This window comes from Nocardia nepalensis, from assembly GCF_048910785.1.
Taxonomy (GTDB): Bacteria; Actinomycetota; Actinomycetes; order Mycobacteriales; family Mycobacteriaceae; genus Nocardia; species Nocardia nepalensis.
This window is the reverse complement of sequence record NZ_JBKBET010000038.1, coordinates 134,682-153,675: the sequence shown is the minus strand read 5'-3', so window position 1 is coordinate 153,675 and position 18,994 is coordinate 134,682. Positions and strand designations below refer to the sequence as shown.

The window sequence follows — 18,994 nt, the reverse complement described above, 5'->3', positions numbered from 1 at the left end:
GGAGGTCGCGTGCGTAACCATGGCGGGCCCGGGAGCGGCGCGAATCGAACCCAGCTTCCCGACAACGTCCGCGCCCGCATAGACGCGATGCTCGACACGGTCGACGCCGACCTGCGCACCCGCTATCCGGGCCCGGCCGGCCGGGTCCAGCCGATCCACACCGCCTACGTGGCCGCCGACCGCGCCACGGCCGACACCCCCGCCGAATGGGGTGCCGCGGCGATCGAACTCCTCGATCGCCACCACGACCTGCTCGCCGAACTCGACCGTACCGACGCGCTGCCCACCGTGCGCGAACAGCTCGGCCAGCATCCGATCCAGGATCTGCGCATCGACTTCGAGGACGGCTACGGATTCCGCGCCGACGCCGAGGAGGACAAGGCCGCGGCCAACGCGGGCACGGTGCTCGCGGAGTGGGCGAAGCAGGCCGGTGGACCGACAAGTCTCGGCATCCGGATGAAGGGCCTGGCGGGCGCCGAACGCGACCGCGCCCTGCGCACCCTCGAACTGGTGCTGGCCGCGGCGGGCGGTGTGCCAGCGGGTTTCGTCTTCACGGTCCCGAAAATCCGTGCGGCGGAACAGGCTTCGGCCCTGGTAGCGCTGTGCGAAGGGTTCGAGCAGGGCCTCGGACTCGATGCGGGCACGCTGCGGTTCGAACTGCAGATCGAGAGTCCGCAGGCGATCATCGCCGCCGATGGCAGCGCCCCGATCGCCAAGATGATCGCTCTGTCCGAAGGTCGCTGCAGTGCAATGCATTTCGGCACCTACGACTACACGGCGGCATGCGGAATAGCCGCACCCGATCAGGCGCTCGACCACCCCGCCGCAGACTACGCAAAGTCGGTCATGCAGGTCGCCGCGGCCCAAACGGGAGTCTGGGTCTGTGACGGCTCCACCCAGATCGTGCCGGACCGCGAGCCCGAAGCCGCACTGCGCAACCATCATCGGCTGGTCGGCCGGGCCCTGCGCCTGGGTTACTACCAGGGCTGGGACATGCACCCCGGCCACCTGATCACCCGCTGGCTGGCCACCTACGAGTTCTTCCGGCAGGCCATCGATGTCGCGGTTCCGCGGCTGGTCGCCTACCTCGACCGACGCACCGGCGGCGTGATGGACGAACCGGCCACCGCGGAAGCCTTGGCGGCCACCGTTTTACGCGGCGTGCACTGCGGCGCCCGCACCCCCGACGAATTGCGCTCGCTCGCACCGGCATTGACTCCGGAGGTGTTGCACGCGCTGGTCTCGCGCGCGCCGATTCCGCAGGAAGCGCAGTGAGATGCGGCCATACGACGAGCCGGTGCTCGTGAGCGGGACAGTGAGCACCGGACACTCGGCGCCGCACGGCGATCGATGCCTCGCCGTGCTCGGCAGGAACCGGATGCGGGATTCCCGCCCGATACAGGAGGTCTGATGAGCGCAGCATCGCGAAGCGATTCGATGGGGGGCGGTGGCTGGGCGACGGCTGGGCGCGACGCGGACGACTTCACGCTGCTGCCCGATCTGGCGGTCCGCACGCTCGGCGGATCGGTGATCTGGGCCAATGACGAATTCTTCGCGGAGAAGGAGAATTTGATCAATCCGGGTCCGTCGGAATACCGGCCGTCCACCTTCGGCCATAAGGGCCAGATCTACGACGGTTGGGAGACCCGCAGGCACCGCGGCCGCCCCGGCGACGACTCCGCCATCGTGCGCCTCGGCGTACCCGGCGTTATCCGCGGCATCGTGGTCGACACCGCCTGGTTCAAAGGCAACTATCCGCCCGCGATTTCGGTCTCCGCACTCGAAATCGACGGCTACCCACCCGCGGAAGACATCGCCGAGCGCGACGATTGGGTCATGCTGATCGACCGCGCCCCGGTATCCGGTCACAGCCGCAATCCCTTCGCCATCGAAAGCGAAAAGCGCTGGACCCATGTGAAACTCACCATGCATCCGGACGGCGGTGTGGCCCGGCTGCGCGTGCACGGCGAGGGCAGGCCAGATCCGAAGCTGCTCGCCCTCGGCCCCCTGGACCTGGCCGCGCTGGAGAACGGCGCTTTGGTCCTCGACTGCTCCAACCGCTTCTACAGTTCGCCGAACCAGCTGCTCTATCCGGGTCTGGCCGCAAAGATGGGCGACGGCTGGGAAACCGCCCGCCGCCGCGACGACGACAATGACTGGGTGCGCATCCGGCTGGCCGGTCCCGGCCTCATCCGCCTCGCCGAGATCGACACGTCGTATTTCCTCGGCAACAGCCCCGGCGCCGCCCGACTGACCGGCCGCACCAATGACGGCACCGAACTCGAATTGCTGCCGCGCACCGACCTGCTGCCCGATACCAGGCACCGATTCCCGATCGCGCCGATGGCGGCCTCGGTGGAGGAGGTCCGTCTGGATATCTATCCCGACGGCGGTCTCGCGCGGTTACGCCTCTATGGAGAACTCGGGGCATGAATCAACGAGACTTCGTCGGATACGGACCCACACCACCGGATCCGAAATGGCCCGACGGCGCGAAGATCGCGGTCCAATTCGTCCTCAATTACGAAGAGGGCGCGGAGAACAATGTCCTCGACGGCGACGCGCATTCGGAGACCTTCCTCTCGGAAATGACTCCCGCGGAAGCCTTTCCGAACCGCCATATGAGCATGGAATCGCTCTACGAATACGGTTCGCGGGCTGGGCTCTGGCGTGTCCTGCGCACCTTCGAACGCCGCGACCTACCGCTGACCATCTTCGCCGTCGCCCGCGCCATGCAGCGAAATCCGGAGGCGGTGGCCGCTTTTCGGGAACTCGGCCACGAAATCGCCAGCCACGGCCTGCGCTGGAAGTCCTACCAACTCGCCGACCGCGACACCGAGCGCGCGCATATGGCCGAGGCCGTGCGCATCCTCACCGAACTCACCGGCGCGGCTCCGCTCGGCTGGTACACCGGCCGCGACTCCCCGCACACCAGGGAACTGGTGGTCGAACACGGCGGTTTCGTCTACGACTCCGACTCCTACGCCGACGACCTCCCGTACTGGGTGACCGTCCGCGACCAGCACCACCTGGTCGTCCCGTACACCCTCGACACCAATGACATGCGCTTCGCCTCACCCGCGGGCTTCCCGACCGGCGAACAATTCTTCGCCCACCTCCGCGACGCCTTCGACGTCCTCTATCGCGAAGGCGCGGAGGGCAGTCCGAAGATGTTGTCGGTCGGCCTGCACTGCCGTCTGGTCGGCCGCCCGGCCCGCATCGCGGCGTTGGAACGCTTCCTCGACCACGTCCAGTCGCACGTCGACGTCTGGATCACCCGCCGCATCGACATAGCCGAACACTGGCGGCGCACCAACCCACCGATCAGCCTCGACTAGCCGGCGGTATCCGATCGACGCTCGGGCGGTACTGGTCGTCGAACCGTTTCAGGCGAAAAGACCGCGGACGAACGGCAGCGAATCCGGCAGCGACGCATTGACCGTCCCGTCGTGATCATCGGGATAGGTGTGCAACGTGACCGGCTGCCGATTGGCCGCGAGCACCGCCGCGAACCGCAGTGTCTCCGGCGTGATCACATCCGTATCGCGCAGTCCCTGGCCCAGGAACAGCGGCCGGTCATAACCGGATTCGGGCAGGCCGAGGTAGCGGGCCAGCAGTCCGTGCAGATCCGGGATCTGGAGCAGCGGGCGCGCGAACAGGTCACCGATCCGCGCGCCGCGGGCCATGAGTTCGTCGCGCAGCGGGGTGACGCAGGCCGCCCGGGCACGCGCGAGCCAGCCCCGACCCGAATCGGTCAGGTACGACTCGATGTCCAGGTCCGGGTAGGTGGTGCGCAGGCCGTTGAGGATGTACAGCACGTACGCGGTGGCGTAGTCCGACAGCTCGACCGGCGGCACATACGGCCCGAGCAGCTGCAGGACGTCCTCGAGGTAGGCGGGCACACCGGTGCCGACAGCGCCCCGGTAGTCGAGTTCGGACCCGCCGAATTCGGTCGCGTAGCGCGCGGTGTAGACGGCCGCACCGCCGCCCTGCGACTGGCCCACGACCACCCATTTCTTCGCCAGTGTCGGATATTGCCGGGTGGCGGCCTCGACCGCGTCGACGACGTTATGCGCTTCCACGATTCCGTCGAGGTAGGGATGTTCGCCCGGCGTGCCGAGTCCGGCGTAATCCGCCGCCACGATCGCGTACCCCTGCGCCAGCCAGGTCGCCAAATAGGCCCAGTCCCGTTCGACCGCGCTGGGTCCGGCGATGCTGTAGGCGCAGTCGTCCGCGAGCCCGACGGTGCCGTGCGCCCACGCGATCACGGGCCAACCGCCCGCGGGCGCCGCACCGGGCGGGAAGTACACCGCGGCGCTGGCCACCGTCGGCGCATCGTGCACGGTGGTGGTCGAGTACAGGATGCGGCTGGAATTCACCGAACCGGGCGGTGTCGCCGCCGCGGCCAGCGGTGCGACTGATTCGACGGTGCCGGGATCCGCGCACGCCGTGGGCAGCCGCAGCAGGCTCGCGCCGCAGGCGACCGCGATCGCCGTGGTGAACCACAGTTTCCGCATAACGCTCCTATCGGGCACCCACGGTGAACCGCACGCCTGTCCGGGAGTTGGAGTGTTGATTCAGTGTGCCCGATCACTCGTTCGGAGGTGGCCGAGGCCACAGCGGCGGCTGTGAAGGTCCTCACAAACCGGAATGTCGGGCGCGTCGGATGGCGGGGCGCCCCGCGGCCGCTAACAGTACGGGCGTTACGCTAAAACCGCATGTCAGGGCTACCAGCGGGTAGGTTCCACGGCTGCAATTCGCAGGCTAATTTCGCAAAGTTAGCAAAGACCGGGTCAAACCTAGCTCGGATTCACACTTGCAACAGGTAGACGGCTATTTCCTGGTGTGCCATCGTGTGGAAGTACACCCCATGGGCCTAGCAAGCCTGCAAATTGCCGCCACAGCAGTTCGAGCGATGCTCGACCGTGGGGGCATCCGAAACAAAGAAGTGGAGTCAGAGATGTCGAACGTCGGCACCCCGAAGACCGCTGCCGAGATCCAGCAGGATTGGGACACCAACCCCCGCTGGAAGGGCATCACCCGCAACTACACCGCCGATCAGGTGTCGAAGCTGCAGGGCACCGTCGTCGAAGAGGCCACCCTCGCCCGTCGTGGCTCGGAGATCCTCTGGGACCTCGTCAACAACGAGGACTACATCAACTCCCTCGGCGCCCTCACCGGTAACCAGGCGGTCCAGCAGGTCCGTGCCGGCCTGAAGGCCATCTACCTGTCCGGTTGGCAGGTCGCCGGTGACGCGAACCTGTCCGGCCACACCTACCCGGACCAGTCGCTGTACCCGGCCAACTCGGTTCCGTCCGTGGTCCGCCGCATCAACAACGCGCTGCTGCGCGCCGACGAGATCGCCAAGGTCGAGGGCGACACCTCCGTCGAGAACTGGCTGGCCCCGATCGTCGCCGACGCCGAGGCCGGTTTCGGTGGCGCGCTGAACGCCTACGAGCTGCAGAAGGCCATGATCGCCGCCGGTGCCGCCGGTGTGCACTGGGAAGACCAGCTGGCCTCGGAGAAGAAGTGCGGCCACCTCGGTGGCAAGGTGCTGATCCCCACCCAGCAGCACATCCGCACCCTGACCTCCGCGCGTCTGGCCGCCGACGTCGCCGACGTGCCTTCGGTCATCATCGCCCGCACCGACGCCGAGGCCGCCACCCTGATCACCTCGGACGTGGACGAGCGCGACCGTGAGTTCCTGGACGGCACCCGCACCGCCGAGGGCTTCTTCGGTGTGAAGAACGGCATCGAGCCCTGCATCGCGCGCGCCAAGGCCTACGCCCCCTACGCCGACCTGATCTGGATGGAGACCGGTGTGCCGGACCTCGAGGTCGCGCGCAAGTTCGCCGAGTCCGTCCGCGGCGAGTTCCCGGACCAGCTGCTGGCCTACAACTGCTCGCCGTCCTTCAACTGGAAGGCGCACCTGGACGACGCGACCATCGCGAAGTTCCAGCGTGAGCTCGGCGCGATGGGCTTCAAGTTCCAGTTCATCACCCTGGCCGGCTTCCACTCGCTCAACTACGGCATGTTCGACCTGGCCTACGGCTACGCCCGCGAGGGTATGACCGCCTTCGTCGACCTGCAGGAGCGCGAGTTCAAGGCCGCCGCCGAGCGTGGCTTCACCGCCATCAAGCACCAGCGTGAGGTCGGTGCCGGCTACTTCGACACCATCGCCACCACCGTGGACCCGAACACCTCGACGGCGGCCCTGAAGGGCTCCACCGAAGAGGGCCAGTTCCACTGAGCTCGACCAGCCCGCAGTAATGCAGGCCGATAGCCCCCTCTAGGGGTGTACCGCCCTCCCCGCTGAACAGCCCCAGCGGGGAGGGCATCCCTATACCTTGGACTTTTGAAGGCGGCGCTCGACCGGAGCGCCCTTCGCCCCACCAGCCACCCGACAGCCAGACCAACCAGCAGGAGCGGGACGTGAGCAGCGAGAAGATTCAGCGCGTCGGCATCATCGGTGCCGGACAGATGGGTGCGGGAATCGCGGAGGTGTGTGCCAGGGCGCATATCGACGTGCTCGTCTACGAACAGACTCGGGAACTAGCCGCGGCGGGCCGCGCTCGCATCCTGCGCTCGCTGGACCGTGGCGTGAGCAGCGGCAAGATCACCGAGCGCGAGCGCGAACAGGCCGCGTGGCGCCTGCGGTTCACCTCCGACCTCGGCGATTTCGCCGACCGCCAGCTGGTGGTCGAGGCGGTGCTCGAGGACGAGAAGGTGAAGACCGCGATCTTCGCCGAACTCGACAAGGTCGTCACCGATCCGGACGCCGTACTGGCCTCCAACACCTCCTCGATCCCGATCATGAAGATCGCCGTCGCCACCGCCAACCCGGAGCGCGTGGTCGGCATGCACTTCTTCAACCCGGTGCCGGTGCTGCCGCTGGTCGAGCTGGTCACCACGCTGAAGACCAGCGCAGCGGTGTCCGAGCGGGCCGAGGCCTTCGCCAGCGATGTGCTCGGCAAGCAGGTCGTGCGCTCGGCCGACCGCTCCGGCTTCGTGGTGAACGCGCTGCTGGTGCCGTACCTGCTCTCGGCGATCCGGATGGTCGAATCCGGCTTCGCCACCAAGGAAGACGTCGACAAGGCGATGGTGCTCGGCTGCGCCCACCCGATGGGCCCGCTGGCGCTGACCGATCTGGTCGGCCTCGACACCGTCAAGTCCATCGCCGACTCCATGTACCAGGAGTTCAAGGAGCCGCTGTACTCGGCGCCGCCGCTGCTGATGCGCATGGTCGAGGCGGGCCTGCTCGGCAAGAAGACCGGCGCGGGCTTCTACCAGTACAAGGTCTGATGGGTGTGTTCGATTTGCTCGAGTGCCAACGGTCACTCGAGCGTCGGAGTCTTACCCTGCCGATGCTGTTAGCGGCATAGGCTGCAGAAAGGTCGGGCCGTGATCAGCGGCTCGGCTTCGAATACCGAGAGCGCAGCGCTGTTGCGGGGTCTGGGTCGAGGACTCCGCGCAGGTGATCGAAAGGGAGTGCCCCGCTCATGGTCAACGTTCAGGACGGGTACGGGTCGAGCATTCTCGGCTACCCGAGGATCGGGCCGCACCGGGAACTAAAGCGGGCCCTCGAGGGCTATTGGCGGGGCGGGGTATCCCGCGACGAGCTGCTCGCGGTCGGGCGCGATATCCAGGAGCGGCAGTACAGCGGTCTGGCCGCCACCGGTCTGACCCAGGTGCCCGGCAACACCTTCTCGTTCTATGACCACATCCTCGACAATGCGCTGCTGTTCGGTGCGGTGCCCGCGCGGTTCCAGCCGTTCCGGGACGAGTTGCACCCGCTGGACTTCTACTTCCTGATGGCGCGCGGCCGCCCGGATCTGCCGCCCCTGGAACTGGTTCGGTTCTTCGGCACCAACTACCACTACCGCCAGCCCGAACTCGACGAGAACACCGAGTTCTCGCTGCACCCCGAGGCTTTGCTCGACGAATGGGATCGCGCCAAGGCCCGTGATATCGAACTGCGCCCGGTGGTCGTCGGCCCGGTATCGCTGCTGCTGCTGTCCAAGGCCGGGCATATCCCCGGTGAGGCAGGCGGTTTCGACACTCTCAGCCTGCTGGACAAGCTGCTTCCGGTGTACGAGGAGCTGTTCGAAATCCTCGCCAAGCGCGGGTCCACCTGTGTGCAGCTGGACGAGCCGTGCTTCACCAGCGAGCGCAGCCCGGCCGAGCTGGCCGCGTTCGAGCGGGCCTACCAACGACTTTCGAAGGCGGCGCTGCGTCCGCGCATGCTCGTCACCGGACAGTACGGCGATTTCGGTGAGGCGCTGCGGATTCTGGCCGAGACCAATGTCGAGGCCATCGGACTGGATCTGGCCAGCTATCGGATCCAGCCCGAAGAGCTCGCCGAGATTCCGGGCATTCGTCGTAAGCGCCTGTACGCGGGCGTGATCAGCGGCCTCAATGTCTGGCGCGCGGATCGCTACGTGACGCTCGAATACCTCAACGAATTGGCCAAGGTGTGCCCGGATCTGGTGGTGTCCACCGGTACGACACTGCTGCACGTGCCCTATGACGTGCTCGCCGAATACGATATCGAGGGCAATGTCGCCGACCGGCTGGCCTTCGCGCGGCAGAAGGTGGGCGAGGTGGTCTCACTCGCCAAGGCGCTCACCGAGGGGCCCTCGGACAAGTGGCGCAAGCGGCCCACCGAGGTGCACTTCAAGCAGAAACACGCGGTGCGGCAACGGGTTTACGCGATCACACCCGATATGCGCACCCGCGAACCGTACGAGGTGCGCCGCGAAGCCCAGCAGCGCAAGCTGAATCTGCCGCTGGTGCCCGCGACCACGCTGGGTTCCTTCCCACAGACGACCAAGATTCGTCAGGCCCGCTACGACCTGGGCCAGGGCAAACTGTCCTACGACGAATACCGCAAGAAGATCGAGGCCGAGATCGAGGCCACGATCCGCCTACAGGAGGACATCGGCCTCGATGTGCTGGTGCACGGCGAGCACGAGCGCAACGACATGATCCAGTACTTCGCCGAGCTGCTCGACGGCTTCGCGACCACTCACTTCGGCTGGGTGCAGGTGTACGGATCCCGTTGTGTGCGACCGCCGATCATCTACGGCGATGTCTCGCGGCCCGCGCCGATGTCGGTCGAGTGGATCAGCTATGCGCAATCGCTGACCGATAGGCCGGTCAAGGGCATGGTCACCGGTCCGGTCACCATGATCGCGCGTTCGTTCGTGCGCCAGGACCAGCCGCTGTACGAGACCGCCGACCAGGTCGCGCTGGCCATTCGCGACGAGGTCGTCGATCTCGAACGCGCCGGTATCTCGATCATCCAGGTCGACGAGCCCGCCATTCGCGAGCTGCTACCCATGCGCCCCTCGGGGCGCGCCGAATACCTGCGCTGGGCGGTCGCGGCCTTCCGGCTGGCCACCTCGGGCGTCAAGCCGGAGACCCAGATCCACACGCACATCGGCTATTCCGGGCGCACCGAGGTGGTCGACGCGATCGAGGAGCTCGATGCCGACGTCACCGCGATCGTCGCCACCCGCTCGATCGAATGGGTGCTGAAGGCGCTCAAGGAGGACTCCGCCTCGGGCCACGGCCTGAGTCACGGTGTCGGTCCCGGTGTCTACGAAAGCCGTTCGGCGCGCATCCCGGACATCGATGAGCTAGACGAATTGCTCACCGCCGCGGCGGAAGCCGTCACGCCCGAGCGCCTGTGGGCGAATCCGGACGGCGGTCTCAAGACCCGCCACTTCTGGCAGTTGGAGCCGTCGTTGCGCAATATGGTCGCGGCCGCGCGCCGCGTTCGTCGGCGGGCGACGCCGCCGACGGAGTAGTACCGAAGACGAAGGCCGCCGCCATGTCTCGGGACGTGGCGGCGGTCTTTTCGGCTCGGGTGATGGATGCCATATCAAATCGGTACAGTACGTACCGTATTGTTGGGATATGGCTGAGCAGACATGGCCCGAGTCGTTGCCGGTGGCCCAGGTTCGAATTGCCAGGCCCACCGATCGGTTGGCAGAGGTCGTGCGGTTCTACGTCGAGGGGTTAGGACTGCGCGAGCTCTACCGATTCGAAAATCACGCGGGTTATGACGGTGTGATGCTCGGGCTGCCCGGGACCGGATATCACCTGGAGTTCACCACGCACGTGGACGGCAGTCCCGGCGCTGCGCCGAGCGCGGAAAACCTTCTGGTGCTCTACTTTTCAACCGAGACCCAGATGTACGACGTGGCGCAGCGCCTCGGTGAATTCGGTGTCGAGCCGGTCCCCGCCGAGAATCCGTACTGGGCGGCCAACGGCGGCTTGACCTTTCCGGATCCGGACGGTTGGCGAGTCGTGCTGATGCCACGTCCGGTTTTCTGATGCCGGGACGCACGCGCGAGGACCGCATCGACACCGCGGTGCTCGCCGCGGCGCGAGAGCTGTTGGACGAGAACGGTTATGCCGAACTGTCCATCGGCCAGGTAGCGGCCAGAGCCGGTCTGCACCGCCCCGCGATCTACCGCCGCTGGCCCTCGAAACGCCACCTCGTCGTCGATGTGGTCGCCGATCTACTGGGATTGCAGGCAACGCCGAACACCGGCGACTTGCGCGCCGATCTGACCATCGCGATGCGCAATCTGGTTGCCGCACTGCGCGATACCTCGCTGAGCCACGTCTTACCCGCCCTGGTGGCGGATCTCGCCAACGACCCCGATCTACGCGCACACTTCCTGGCAACGGTGTTCGAACCCCGCAGACGAACCACCGCGGTCGCCCTGGAGTCGGCCATCAACCGTGGCGATATCGATCCCGGTATCGACCTCGATTTCGTCCTCGACGCGGTCGCCGCCCCGATCTACTATCGCGCCCTCTTCGGTCATCTGCCGCTGCACGAAACCCTCGCCGACCAGTCGGTCGATGCCGTGCTGCGCGCAATCGCTGGCTGATCGCCCGAGTTCGCGCCGGAATGGGTGAGCAGGCTGGGATTCACCACCATCGGCCGCGATCCGGGACGGCTGCTCGGTGGCGGGCAGCCGACGGCCGCGAGCATTGTCGACGACGCAGCCCTACACGAAGCCGGACTCCACGCGCGCTCGATCTGGCTGCCGGTACCCGGTCCCGCATTCGCCGTCGCCATGGCCTGGGTGGCCCAGAAGGTGCTGCCGCAACTCGACTAGCACCGGTCAGTGGCTGATGGCGGCCACGGCGAGCATGAAGGTCGCGCCGGTGACGGTGCAGGCGAGGGTCAGGCGGGAGGGGTGTACGGCGTGCGCCTCGGGCAGGATGTCGGCGGTGGCCAGGTAGAGCAGGAATCCGGCGAAGTAGCCGAGGTAGAGGCCGACGGCTTCGGCCGGTACTCGGATGACGGTACCGATAACCGCGCCGATGACCGGTGCGATGGCATCCAGGCCGAGCAGGATGAGGGCGCGTTTGTGGGCGTGACCGTAGAGGGTGGTGATGGTGAAGGTGTTGAAGCCGTCGGCGAAGTCGTGACAGATGACGGCAATGGCGACCGCGATGCCGACGGTGGCTCCGGCTTGGAAACCCAAACCGATGCCGAGTCCGTCGAGGGTGCTGTGGAAGATCAGCCCGGCTGCCGCGAGCAGCCCGACGGATTCGAAACCGTGCTTGTGCGAACCGAATTCGCCTTCGTGACCGGTATGAACGGCGACCGCGCGCTCGATGACGTGGATGGTCAGAAAGCCGAATACGGTGGCGATGAGCGCCGCGGGGACCCCGAGCACGGTATGGCCTTGCTGCTCCAGTGCCTCGGGCAGCAGGTCGAAGAATACGACCCCCAACATGACCCCCGCCGCCAACCCGAGCACCAGATGTTTGCGGTCCCCGATCCGAACCGCCACCAGCCCGCCGACCAGCGTCGAGCACATCGATACCAGCGCCAGCACAATCGCCATCGCTCCAGCATCTGCCACCCGCCGCCGGCGCGATGCGATATTCGCGCGGTTGGTTCGCTGTCTGTTCGCGATGCCGGCCTGGCGGATGATGCGGCTATGCCCCGCCGTCAGCTGGGGGTGGGTGGTAGCAGGGTGGCGAGGATGTGCAGACCTGCGGTGATGTCGGTAGCGGTGGGGGCGTGATCCGGGTCGACCAGGTGTTGGATCAGCAGCCCGCCGATCATGGTTTGCAGGACGGCGCCGAGTTGTGAGTCCTGCGCGCCGGGCCCGAAGAAATCGGATAATCCACTGCGCGCCCGCTCTTGAGCGGTGCCGAATTCGGCGCGCAGTTCGGGGGAGTGCAGCGCCTGCGCCAGGCTCTCGACATTGGCCGTCCAGAGGGCGCGATCCTCGGTGAACGATGTGATCAGCTGCTGGCAGAAGTCGCGCAGGCGGGCGGCCGGATCCTCGGCATCGTGGGCGGGCAGTGATTCGAGGATCTGCTGCACCGCATCCGCGCTCGATTCCATCATCGCTTGGTTGAGCAGCTTGTCGCGCGTGCCGAAGTGGTAGTTGATGGCGGCCAGGTTGGTGCCGGAGGCGGCCACGATATCCCGCACGGTGGTGCGGGCGTAGCCGCGTTCGGCCAGGCACTGCTTGGCCGCGGCGAGCAGAACTTCTCGGGTTCCCACACTGGCACCCTATCAGCGCGGCATACAGTTGTTTGTGACATTTGTTTCAAACATTCGTCTGTGACAAGCGTTTGAAACATGTGTATGTTCGAGGCGTAGCCCGCTCCACCACACGGAAGTACGAGACGACGAATGACCGCGCAGCGACCCGTTACCCCCTTCGAGATCAGCTACTTCGACTCCGCCACCCACCTCGGTAGCGTGCCGACCGGCGATATGCCGCTGTTCATCGGTTCCACCGTGCACGGCGTGCTCGACGTCGAGATCCTGCGTCGGGTACTCGACGAGCTCGCGGCCCGGCATCCGCTGCTGCGCAGCAGGCCAGTGGCCGATGCCGAGGGCGCGATGTGTTTCCGACGCGACGACGCCTACCGGCCACGCCTCGAGATCGCCGATGGCGGCGAGGCGGAATACCTGAGTCTGGTGAACGGGCCACGGGATTGGCGCGACGGCCTGTTCCGCGCCCATCTGCTGCGCGACGGCGATCGTGATCAGATCGTCTTGGTCATCCATCACGGGATCTCCGATGGCAGATCGGCTTTCGCGCTCCTCGCGGAAATGTGGCAGCGCTACACCGCGCATGCGACGGGAACCGCACTGCCGCAGCCGGATTCCGATCAGGAACTACCGGAGGGCGTCGATGTCCGGCTCGCCGCGGTTGTCTCGGATGCGGAGGTCACCGAATGGCTCGATCGGATCCGGTCCGGAGCCTCGATGATGGGTCCGGAATCGGCTCCGCGCACCTTGCCGATCGATGGTGACGGGGTCGGCGACGGTCCGCTCGGCCGCTTCGCGGTGCGGCGCATCGAATTGGATACCAAGGAGACCCAGACGCTGGTCGACGCGGCGCGTGCACAAGGCATTTCGGTCAACAGCCTGCTCGCCGGCGCCGCGCTCGTCGCGGTTCGTACCCAGCTCGAACCCGCCACGGAGCCGCTCCCGGTGATCTGCGGCCACGCGGTGGACGTGCGCAACGAACTGGACCCGCCGCTGCCCGCGCACACGGTTGTGAATTGTGCTTCTGGTGTAGGCACCTACGCGCTCGTAGCCGAGAATGCGAGCCCCTTCGATATCGCGCACGAGGTGGCCACGGGCATGCGGTCGGCGCTGGAGCAGCGCGAAGCCGCCATTTTCCCGCTGGCCGCCCAGCGCGTCCAGGACGAGGTCGCGGCGGCGATTCTTGCGGCCCCGCCGACCATCGCCATCTCCAATATCGGTCGCCTGCCGGCACATTCGACACCGGAGGGCATCCGCCACATTCGCGACGACATCTATGCCATGGGCCCCGGCATGCCGCCGAAGCTCACCGCATTCACCGTCGGCGGCCGCCTGACCATCCAGGTGGAGTACGACACCGCTGTGCACAGCGGCGCCCAGATGGGCAAGGTGAGTCTGGCGCTCATCGACGCACTGCAGAGCATGCGCGCCGTATAGGGACCATCACTCAGGTGGCCGCCCGCCGCCGGTGAGTCGAATGGTCAACTGGCGCGTCCACTTCCGTTGCTTCTTCGGCGGCCGCTCGGGCTTTTCGGTATCTCTGTCCTCGACCTCGTAGCGACGGATGTAGGCGCCGGCGAACGCCTGCGTCGTCGCGGTGACCGGAATCGCGAGCAGCGCACCGGTCGGCCCGAGTATCGCCGCACCCGCTATCACCGCGCCGAATGCGACGGCCGGATGCATATCCAGCGTCGTCGCGGTGATTCTCGGTTGCAGGACATAGTTTTCGAACTGCTGGTACAACAGGATGAAGCCCAGAATCCACAGCGCGGTCGTTGGGCCGTGCACCAGCGCGACGAGCACCGGCAGCGCACCGGCGAGGTAGGTGCCGACGGTCGGGATGAACTGCGACACAACGCCCACCCACAGCGCGAGCGCGAACGCGGACGGTACGTCGAGGATGCGCAGCGCGACATAGTGCGCGATCGTGGAGCACAGCGCGAGCAGCGCGCGCGAATAGATGTAGCCGCCGGTCTTTTCGACGGCGATATCCCAGGCGCGCAACACATGTCGCTGCTTGCGCGGCGGCAGCAGCGAGCAGACCGCATTGCGGATGCGCGGTCCGTCGGCGGCGAAGTAATAGGTGAACAACAGCACGCCGAGGACCTGGAAGATGGCGCCGATCGCCGCGGTGCCGATGCCCCAGGCATTGCCCGCCAGCCCGACGAGATAGCGGTTGATGGTGGAACTCCACTCACCGAGGTGCTTCTGGATATCGCCGCTGGACAGATTCGTTTTGAAGGTGCGATTGATCCAGTCGACGACCTGATCCGCGTTATCGGGCGCGTTCCTGACCAAGGTGGTGACCTGATCGACCAGCAGTGCGCCGAGCGTCCACACGAACGCGACGGTGGCCGCGATCAACACCAGGAAGACCAGTCCGGTCGCCAGCCCGCGACGCACCCGGCGCGCGGCGAGCCAATTCACCGCGGGCTCGATTGCGAACGCCAGGAACAGCGAAACCAGCAGCACCAGCAGAAAACCCTGCAATTTCTGCAGAATCCAGAAGCCGAACACCAGCCCGGCCACCGTCGCCGCCGCGAGCAGCAAGGCCCGCAGCAGCCATGGCGGCGGCCCCGCCGTCACATCGGCAGTGACCACCGCCGTCTCGGTGGGCGGCGATTGCTCTTCATCGGCGGACACAACGCCAAGCTACTGAACCGCCGACGAATAAGCGCACCGACACGTACTAGATCGTCGAGGCGTCGATGACGAACCGGTACCGCACATCACTCGCGACCACCCGGTCGTAGGCGCCATCGATCTCGTCGGCCGAGATCAGCTCGATCTCCGCGCCGATCCCGTGCTCGGCGCAGAAGTTCAGCATCTCCTGGGTCTGCGCGATGCCGCCGATCATCGATCCCGCCAGTGCCCGCCGATACCCGGCGATCGTGAAAGGCTTGACGTTCAACGGGTTTTCGGGCAGGCCGAGGATTACCAGGGTGCCGTCGAGCCGCAGCAGGCGCAGATAGTTGTCGATCGGCAGGTCGGCCGAGACGGTGTTGAGAATGAGGTCGAATCGGTTGCGCAGGTCGCGGAAGGTCTGCTTATCGCTGGTCGCGTAGTAGTGCTCGGCGCCGAAGCGCTTGCCGTCGTCCTGCTTGCCGAGCGAATGGCTCAGCACGGTGACCTCGGCCCCCATCGCCGCGGCGATCTTCACCCCGACATGTCCGAGTCCGCCCATGCCGATGATTGCGACCCGCTTGCCCGGCCCCGCATTCCAGTGCCGCAGCGGGGAGAACAGCGTGATGCCCGCGCACAGCAGCGGCGCCGCCACATCGAGTCCGATGCCTTCGGGAATGGAGAGCACGAAGTTCTCGGTCACCACGACGTGGGTCGAGTAGCCGCCCATCGTGTAACCGTCGGGCTGGACGGATGGGTCCACCGGGGTGTTGTAGGTCATGGTGGCGCCGTTATCGCAGTACTGCTCTTCATTGGCCAGACACGGACCGCAGACACCGCAGGAGTCGACCATGCACCCGACGCCGACGCGATCGCCGACCCGATGCTTGGTCACCTCGGAACCGACCGCGGCGACAATGCCCGCGATCTCGTGGCCGGGGACGCACGGATATCTGGTGCCGCCCCATTCGTCGCGGGCGGTGTGGATATCGGAGTGGCAGATGCCCGCGTACTTGACATCTATCAGCACATCGCGCGGCCCGAGCTCCCGCCGCTCGATGGCAAGCTTCTCGAAGGGCCCGTCCGGCGCGGACATGGCATAGGCGGCAGCAACGGTCATGCCCGCGCCTCGCTGGCACTCGGCCCCGGCATGCGCATTGCGCGCTGCGACATGAATCGTTCACTGCGTTCGCTCATGTTTACATGCCTACCGCTGCATGCGGGGTTTGCCAAACGCAGCGCCGAATTAATCGCACGGCCCGTTTCGTGATCTACGGAGATGATCTCCGGCCACAATGGAATTTGGTCAAAGGCCCAGCCGGAGGCGGGAGAGCGATGGACGACGAACGGCACCGCGCGCCCGAGGGACAGCGAGTCGGGGGCGGCGGGCGCGGGCTCGCGCTGTTGTTTGCCCTGATCCTCGCGGTGGCGGCCTTCTTCGGCTTCCGCGGTGAGCTGCCCGACTGGTCCTCGTCCTCCGGTACGGACAGCTCCCCGCCCGCCCTGCTCGAACCGCTGCCACCGCTGGATCCGGTGGCGGTCGCGCAGGCCGTCGAACCGGCACTGGTGAATATCAGTACCTCTTCGCGCCCGTTCGGGCTCGGCGCGGCCGGATCCGGAATAGTCCTCACCGCCGACGGCCAAGTGCTGACCAGCCATCACGTGGTGAAGGGCGCCGATACCGTGACGGTCACCGATGTCGGAAACGGCGCCGTTTACGACGCGAAGGTGCTCGGTTACGACTCCAGCGCGGATATCGCGCTGCTGGAACTGTCCGGCGCCGCCGACCTGACGATCGCCCGTGTCGGCACCTCCGCAGAGCTGCGCCTGCACGAGGAGGTGCTGGCCATCGGCAACGCGCGCGGCGCCGGCGGCACCCCGACCTCGGTCCAGGGCAATATCACCGATCTGAACAGCACGATCGTCGCGCTCAACGCCTCCGATCTGACCCGCAAGTCGCTGACCGGGATGGTCGAGATCGCGGCGCCGGTCACTGCGGGACAGTCTGGTGGTGCGCTCGCCGATCCGGGTGGTGCGGTGGTCGGCGTGATCACCGCCGCGTCGGGGGAGACCGCGCATGCGGACGGGCGCGCGAACGGCTATGCGGTGCCGATCGATGCGGCCATGCGCGTGGTGTACCAGATTCGATCCGGTACGCCCACCGAGACCGTGCACATCGGGCCGACCGCCACGCTCGGCGTCTTGATCTCCGATGCGAAACCCAGCGGGGCCCGGATCGATATCGCGCTGTACGGGCTACCGGCGTACGCCGCCGGGCTCATCGACGGCGATGTGATCACCTCGATCGACGGTCATGACATCACCACCGCCAAGGCCTTGCGGGCCGCCATCAATGTGCACAAACCGGATGACACGGTCCTGTTGGGCATCACCGGGGCCGATGGAGCGCAACGCACGGTCAGCGTGGTGCTCGCGCTGGGGTCGCCGAACTAAACCAGCGACAACCAGTAATCCTGGAACTTCAGGAAGATCAACAGCAGCACAACCGCGTAGAACACCGCCACGAACGTCCACCGCCATTCGACGACCACCCCGAGCACGCCGCGCGAACCACCCCACACCTGCTCGGTGGCCACCGCGAGCAGCGGGGTGATGATCGCCCACACCACCATGCAGTACGGGCACAGTGCGCCGATCCGGTACAGGCTCTGGAAGATCAGCCAGCAGATGAAGATCGTGCCGAGCACCGTCCCCACCCACAGTCCGCCCCAGATCCAGCGCGGGAAGCGCACACCCGAGACGGCGAGCACGGCGAGGGTGACCACCACCGAGAAGCCGACGATGCCGATGATCGGATTCGGGAATCCGAATCGGGCGGCCTGCTCGGTGGTCATCACATTCCCGCAGGACAGGATCGGGTTGATGCTGCACGAGGGCGTGTAGCCGGGATCGGTGAACAGCTTGAACCGCTCGATGGTCAGCGTGACCGAGGCGAGCCAGCCCGCCAGCCCGCCGATCAGCAGCACCCAGGCGGACCTGGCGGTGGTGCTGTTCACTTGGCCGCGGCGGCGGCGATGACAGCGGCCATCGCGTCGGGCTTGAACTCGCCGTTCGGCAGTGCGAGGTCCTGGCTGCCCACCTGCGTGCCGTTGACGAAGACCGTCGGAGTCGACTTGACTCCGCTGTTCAGCACATCCTTGGTCTTGGACTCGATGTACTTGTTATAGCTGTTGTCCTTGATGCACTGCCCGACGGAATCCGGATAGCCGACGCCCTTCGTGATATCGATCAGCTGGTCATCGGTCAGACCCGCACTGCCTTCGCGGGGCTGCTGCTCGTACATGGTGGCCAGCCAGCCGAGGTACTTCGACGGATCCGCCTCGGCGACGCAATAGGACGCATTGGCCGCGCGCGAGGAGTACTTCGTGGTGGAAGCCTTGTCCAGGAACGAGATGATGTTGTATTCGACGACGGCGGTGCCGTTTTCGACGGCATCCTGCACGACCTGGGCGTTGGCCGCCTCGAAGCCCTTGCAGGCCGGGCACTGCAGGTCGGCGACGATGCGGACGGTGACCTTCGCATCCGGCTTGCCGATGCGAACCGCGCCGTTATCGGTGATGGTGGCGGTGCCGCCGTTGCGGAGCTGGCTCGCGGTGGGGGCGATCGACGGGGTGGCGCCCAGATCGTTCTTCTTGGCGTTCTTTACCGCGATCCCGATGCCGATCGCCGCGACGAGTCCGATCAGCACAACCGCCACGGCCACCTGGATCAGGATCTTGCGGTTGCGGTCGGCGCGCTCCGCCGCCAAGAGCGGATTCTTCTTGCCACCCGGTTTATTGCTCACCGTGCGTTCACCACGCCTTTCGCTTG

General features: G+C 66.4%; 18 protein-coding genes. 11 read left to right on the top strand and 7 right to left on the bottom strand.

The features are described from left to right. Positions 1–87: 87 nt before the first annotated feature. The 3 genes from ACHQ4I_RS35210 to puuE all read left to right on the top strand — a co-directional run bounded on the left by ACHQ4I_RS35210 (position 88) and on the right by puuE (position 3,338). A complete protein-coding gene (locus tag ACHQ4I_RS35210; protein ID WP_420776615.1) occupies positions 88–1,275 on the top strand; it encodes a DUF6986 family protein in 1,188 nt (395 codons plus the stop codon). A 162-nt stretch (positions 1,276–1,437) separates the two neighbouring features. Continuing rightward, positions 1,438–2,433, top strand: coding sequence for an allantoicase (gene alc, locus ACHQ4I_RS35205; RefSeq protein ID WP_420776614.1), 996 nt, complete (start codon positions 1,438–1,440; stop codon positions 2,431–2,433). Further along, on the top strand, positions 2,430–3,338 hold the full coding sequence (gene puuE, locus ACHQ4I_RS35200) for an allantoinase PuuE (protein WP_420776218.1): 909 nt from the start codon (positions 2,430–2,432) through the stop codon (positions 3,336–3,338). The genes alc and puuE overlap by 4 nt, the downstream gene beginning before the upstream one ends. Positions 3,339–3,386: 48 nt before the next feature. Here puuE and ACHQ4I_RS35195 read toward each other — a convergent pair whose 3' ends face one another. Then, a complete protein-coding gene (locus ACHQ4I_RS35195) occupies positions 3,387–4,517 on the bottom strand; it encodes an alpha/beta hydrolase family protein (protein WP_420776217.1) in 1,131 nt (376 codons plus the stop codon). 443 nt (positions 4,518–4,960) lie between these two features. Between ACHQ4I_RS35195 and aceA the strand changes: the two genes are divergently transcribed. The 6 genes from aceA (at position 4,961) to ACHQ4I_RS35165 (ending at position 11,135) form a co-directional block, all read left to right on the top strand. Further along, a complete protein-coding gene (gene aceA, locus ACHQ4I_RS35190; RefSeq protein ID WP_420776216.1) occupies positions 4,961–6,250 on the top strand; it encodes an isocitrate lyase in 1,290 nt (429 codons plus the stop codon). A 182-nt stretch (positions 6,251–6,432) separates the two neighbouring features. Then, a complete protein-coding gene (locus tag ACHQ4I_RS35185; RefSeq protein WP_420776215.1) occupies positions 6,433–7,302 on the top strand; it encodes a 3-hydroxybutyryl-CoA dehydrogenase in 870 nt (289 codons plus the stop codon). A gap of 197 nt (positions 7,303–7,499) precedes the next feature. Further along, positions 7,500–9,809, top strand: coding sequence for a 5-methyltetrahydropteroyltriglutamate--homocysteine S-methyltransferase (metE, locus tag ACHQ4I_RS35180; protein WP_420776214.1), 2,310 nt, complete (start codon positions 7,500–7,502; stop codon positions 9,807–9,809). 109 nt (positions 9,810–9,918) lie between these two features. Next, on the top strand, positions 9,919–10,338 hold the full coding sequence (locus ACHQ4I_RS35175; protein ID WP_420776213.1) for a VOC family protein: 420 nt from the start codon (positions 9,919–9,921) through the stop codon (positions 10,336–10,338). Then, entirely contained in the window at positions 10,338–10,904 is a 567-nt protein-coding gene (locus tag ACHQ4I_RS35170; RefSeq protein ID WP_420776212.1) for a TetR/AcrR family transcriptional regulator, read from the top strand. The genes ACHQ4I_RS35175 and ACHQ4I_RS35170 overlap by 1 nt, the downstream gene beginning before the upstream one ends. A gap of 24 nt (positions 10,905–10,928) precedes the next feature. Then, positions 10,929–11,135 carry a hypothetical protein gene (locus ACHQ4I_RS35165; protein WP_420776211.1) on the top strand — a complete coding sequence of 69 codons (207 nt, stop codon included), beginning with the start codon at positions 10,929–10,931 and terminating at the stop codon, positions 11,133–11,135. Positions 11,136–11,141: 6 nt separating this feature from the next. Here the strand turns inward: ACHQ4I_RS35165 and ACHQ4I_RS35160 are convergent, their stop codons facing one another. Further along, positions 11,142–11,873, bottom strand: a complete 732-nt coding sequence (locus ACHQ4I_RS35160) for a ZIP family metal transporter (protein ID WP_420776210.1) — start codon at positions 11,871–11,873, stop codon at positions 11,142–11,144. A gap of 107 nt (positions 11,874–11,980) precedes the next feature. Then, entirely contained in the window at positions 11,981–12,544 is a 564-nt protein-coding gene (locus ACHQ4I_RS35155; RefSeq protein ID WP_420776209.1) for a TetR/AcrR family transcriptional regulator, read from the bottom strand. 132 nt (positions 12,545–12,676) lie between these two features. Here ACHQ4I_RS35155 and ACHQ4I_RS35150 point away from each other — a divergent pair, with 132 nt between their 5' ends. Beyond that, complete coding sequence (locus tag ACHQ4I_RS35150) at positions 12,677–13,978, top strand: phthiocerol/phthiodiolone dimycocerosyl transferase family protein (protein WP_420776208.1); 1,302 nt, start codon at positions 12,677–12,679, stop codon at positions 13,976–13,978. 6 nt (positions 13,979–13,984) lie between these two features. Here the strand turns inward: ACHQ4I_RS35150 and ACHQ4I_RS35145 are convergent, their stop codons facing one another. Both ACHQ4I_RS35145 and ACHQ4I_RS35140 read right to left on the bottom strand, forming a co-directional pair. Continuing rightward, a complete protein-coding gene (locus tag ACHQ4I_RS35145) occupies positions 13,985–15,184 on the bottom strand; it encodes an AI-2E family transporter (protein ID WP_420776207.1) in 1,200 nt (399 codons plus the stop codon). Between the two features lie 46 nt (positions 15,185–15,230). After that, positions 15,231–16,283 carry an NAD(P)-dependent alcohol dehydrogenase gene (locus ACHQ4I_RS35140; protein WP_420776206.1) on the bottom strand — a complete coding sequence of 351 codons (1,053 nt, stop codon included), beginning with the start codon at positions 16,281–16,283 and terminating at the stop codon, positions 15,231–15,233. A 215-nt stretch (positions 16,284–16,498) separates the two neighbouring features. Between ACHQ4I_RS35140 and ACHQ4I_RS35135 the strand changes: the two genes are divergently transcribed. After that, positions 16,499–17,617, top strand: coding sequence for a S1C family serine protease (locus ACHQ4I_RS35135; protein ID WP_420776205.1), 1,119 nt, complete (start codon positions 16,499–16,501; stop codon positions 17,615–17,617). Here ACHQ4I_RS35135 and ACHQ4I_RS35130 read toward each other — a convergent pair. Together ACHQ4I_RS35130 and ACHQ4I_RS35125 are read right to left on the bottom strand one after the other, a co-directional pair. After that, positions 17,614–18,180, bottom strand: a complete 567-nt coding sequence (locus ACHQ4I_RS35130; RefSeq protein ID WP_420776204.1) for a vitamin K epoxide reductase family protein — start codon at positions 18,178–18,180, stop codon at positions 17,614–17,616. The genes ACHQ4I_RS35135 and ACHQ4I_RS35130 overlap by 4 nt on opposite strands. Beyond that, positions 18,177–18,968, bottom strand: coding sequence for a DsbA family protein (locus tag ACHQ4I_RS35125; protein WP_420776203.1), 792 nt, complete (start codon positions 18,966–18,968; stop codon positions 18,177–18,179). The genes ACHQ4I_RS35130 and ACHQ4I_RS35125 overlap by 4 nt, the downstream gene beginning before the upstream one ends. Positions 18,969–18,994 lie beyond the last annotated feature (26 nt).

What these genes read in the sequence shown, in the direction of transcription:
- aceA (WP_420776216.1), top strand. Translation starts at nt 4,961, where the DNA reads ATGTCGAACGTCGGCACCCCGAAGACCGCTGCCGAGATCCAGCAGGAT.
- ACHQ4I_RS35170 (WP_420776212.1), top strand. Translation starts at nt 10,338, where the DNA reads ATGCCGGGACGCACGCGCGAGGACCGCATCGACACCGCGGTGCTCGCC.
- ACHQ4I_RS35150 (WP_420776208.1), top strand. Translation starts at nt 12,677, where the DNA reads ATGACCGCGCAGCGACCCGTTACCCCCTTCGAGATCAGCTACTTCGAC.
- ACHQ4I_RS35135 (WP_420776205.1), top strand. Translation starts at nt 16,499, where the DNA reads ATGGACGACGAACGGCACCGCGCGCCCGAGGGACAGCGAGTCGGGGGC.
- ACHQ4I_RS35175 (WP_420776213.1), top strand. Translation starts at nt 9,919, where the DNA reads ATGGCTGAGCAGACATGGCCCGAGTCGTTGCCGGTGGCCCAGGTTCGA.
- puuE (WP_420776218.1), top strand. Translation starts at nt 2,430, where the DNA reads ATGAATCAACGAGACTTCGTCGGATACGGACCCACACCACCGGATCCG.
- alc (WP_420776614.1), top strand. Translation starts at nt 1,438, where the DNA reads ATGGGGGGCGGTGGCTGGGCGACGGCTGGGCGCGACGCGGACGACTTC.
- metE (WP_420776214.1), top strand. Translation starts at nt 7,500, where the DNA reads ATGGTCAACGTTCAGGACGGGTACGGGTCGAGCATTCTCGGCTACCCG.
- ACHQ4I_RS35210 (WP_420776615.1), top strand. Translation starts at nt 88, where the DNA reads ATGCTCGACACGGTCGACGCCGACCTGCGCACCCGCTATCCGGGCCCG.
- ACHQ4I_RS35195 (WP_420776217.1), bottom strand. Translation starts at nt 4,517, where the DNA reads ATGCGGAAACTGTGGTTCACCACGGCGATCGCGGTCGCCTGCGGCGCG.
- ACHQ4I_RS35140 (WP_420776206.1), bottom strand. Translation starts at nt 16,283, where the DNA reads ATGACCGTTGCTGCCGCCTATGCCATGTCCGCGCCGGACGGGCCCTTC.
- ACHQ4I_RS35160 (WP_420776210.1), bottom strand. Translation starts at nt 11,873, where the DNA reads ATGGCGATTGTGCTGGCGCTGGTATCGATGTGCTCGACGCTGGTCGGC.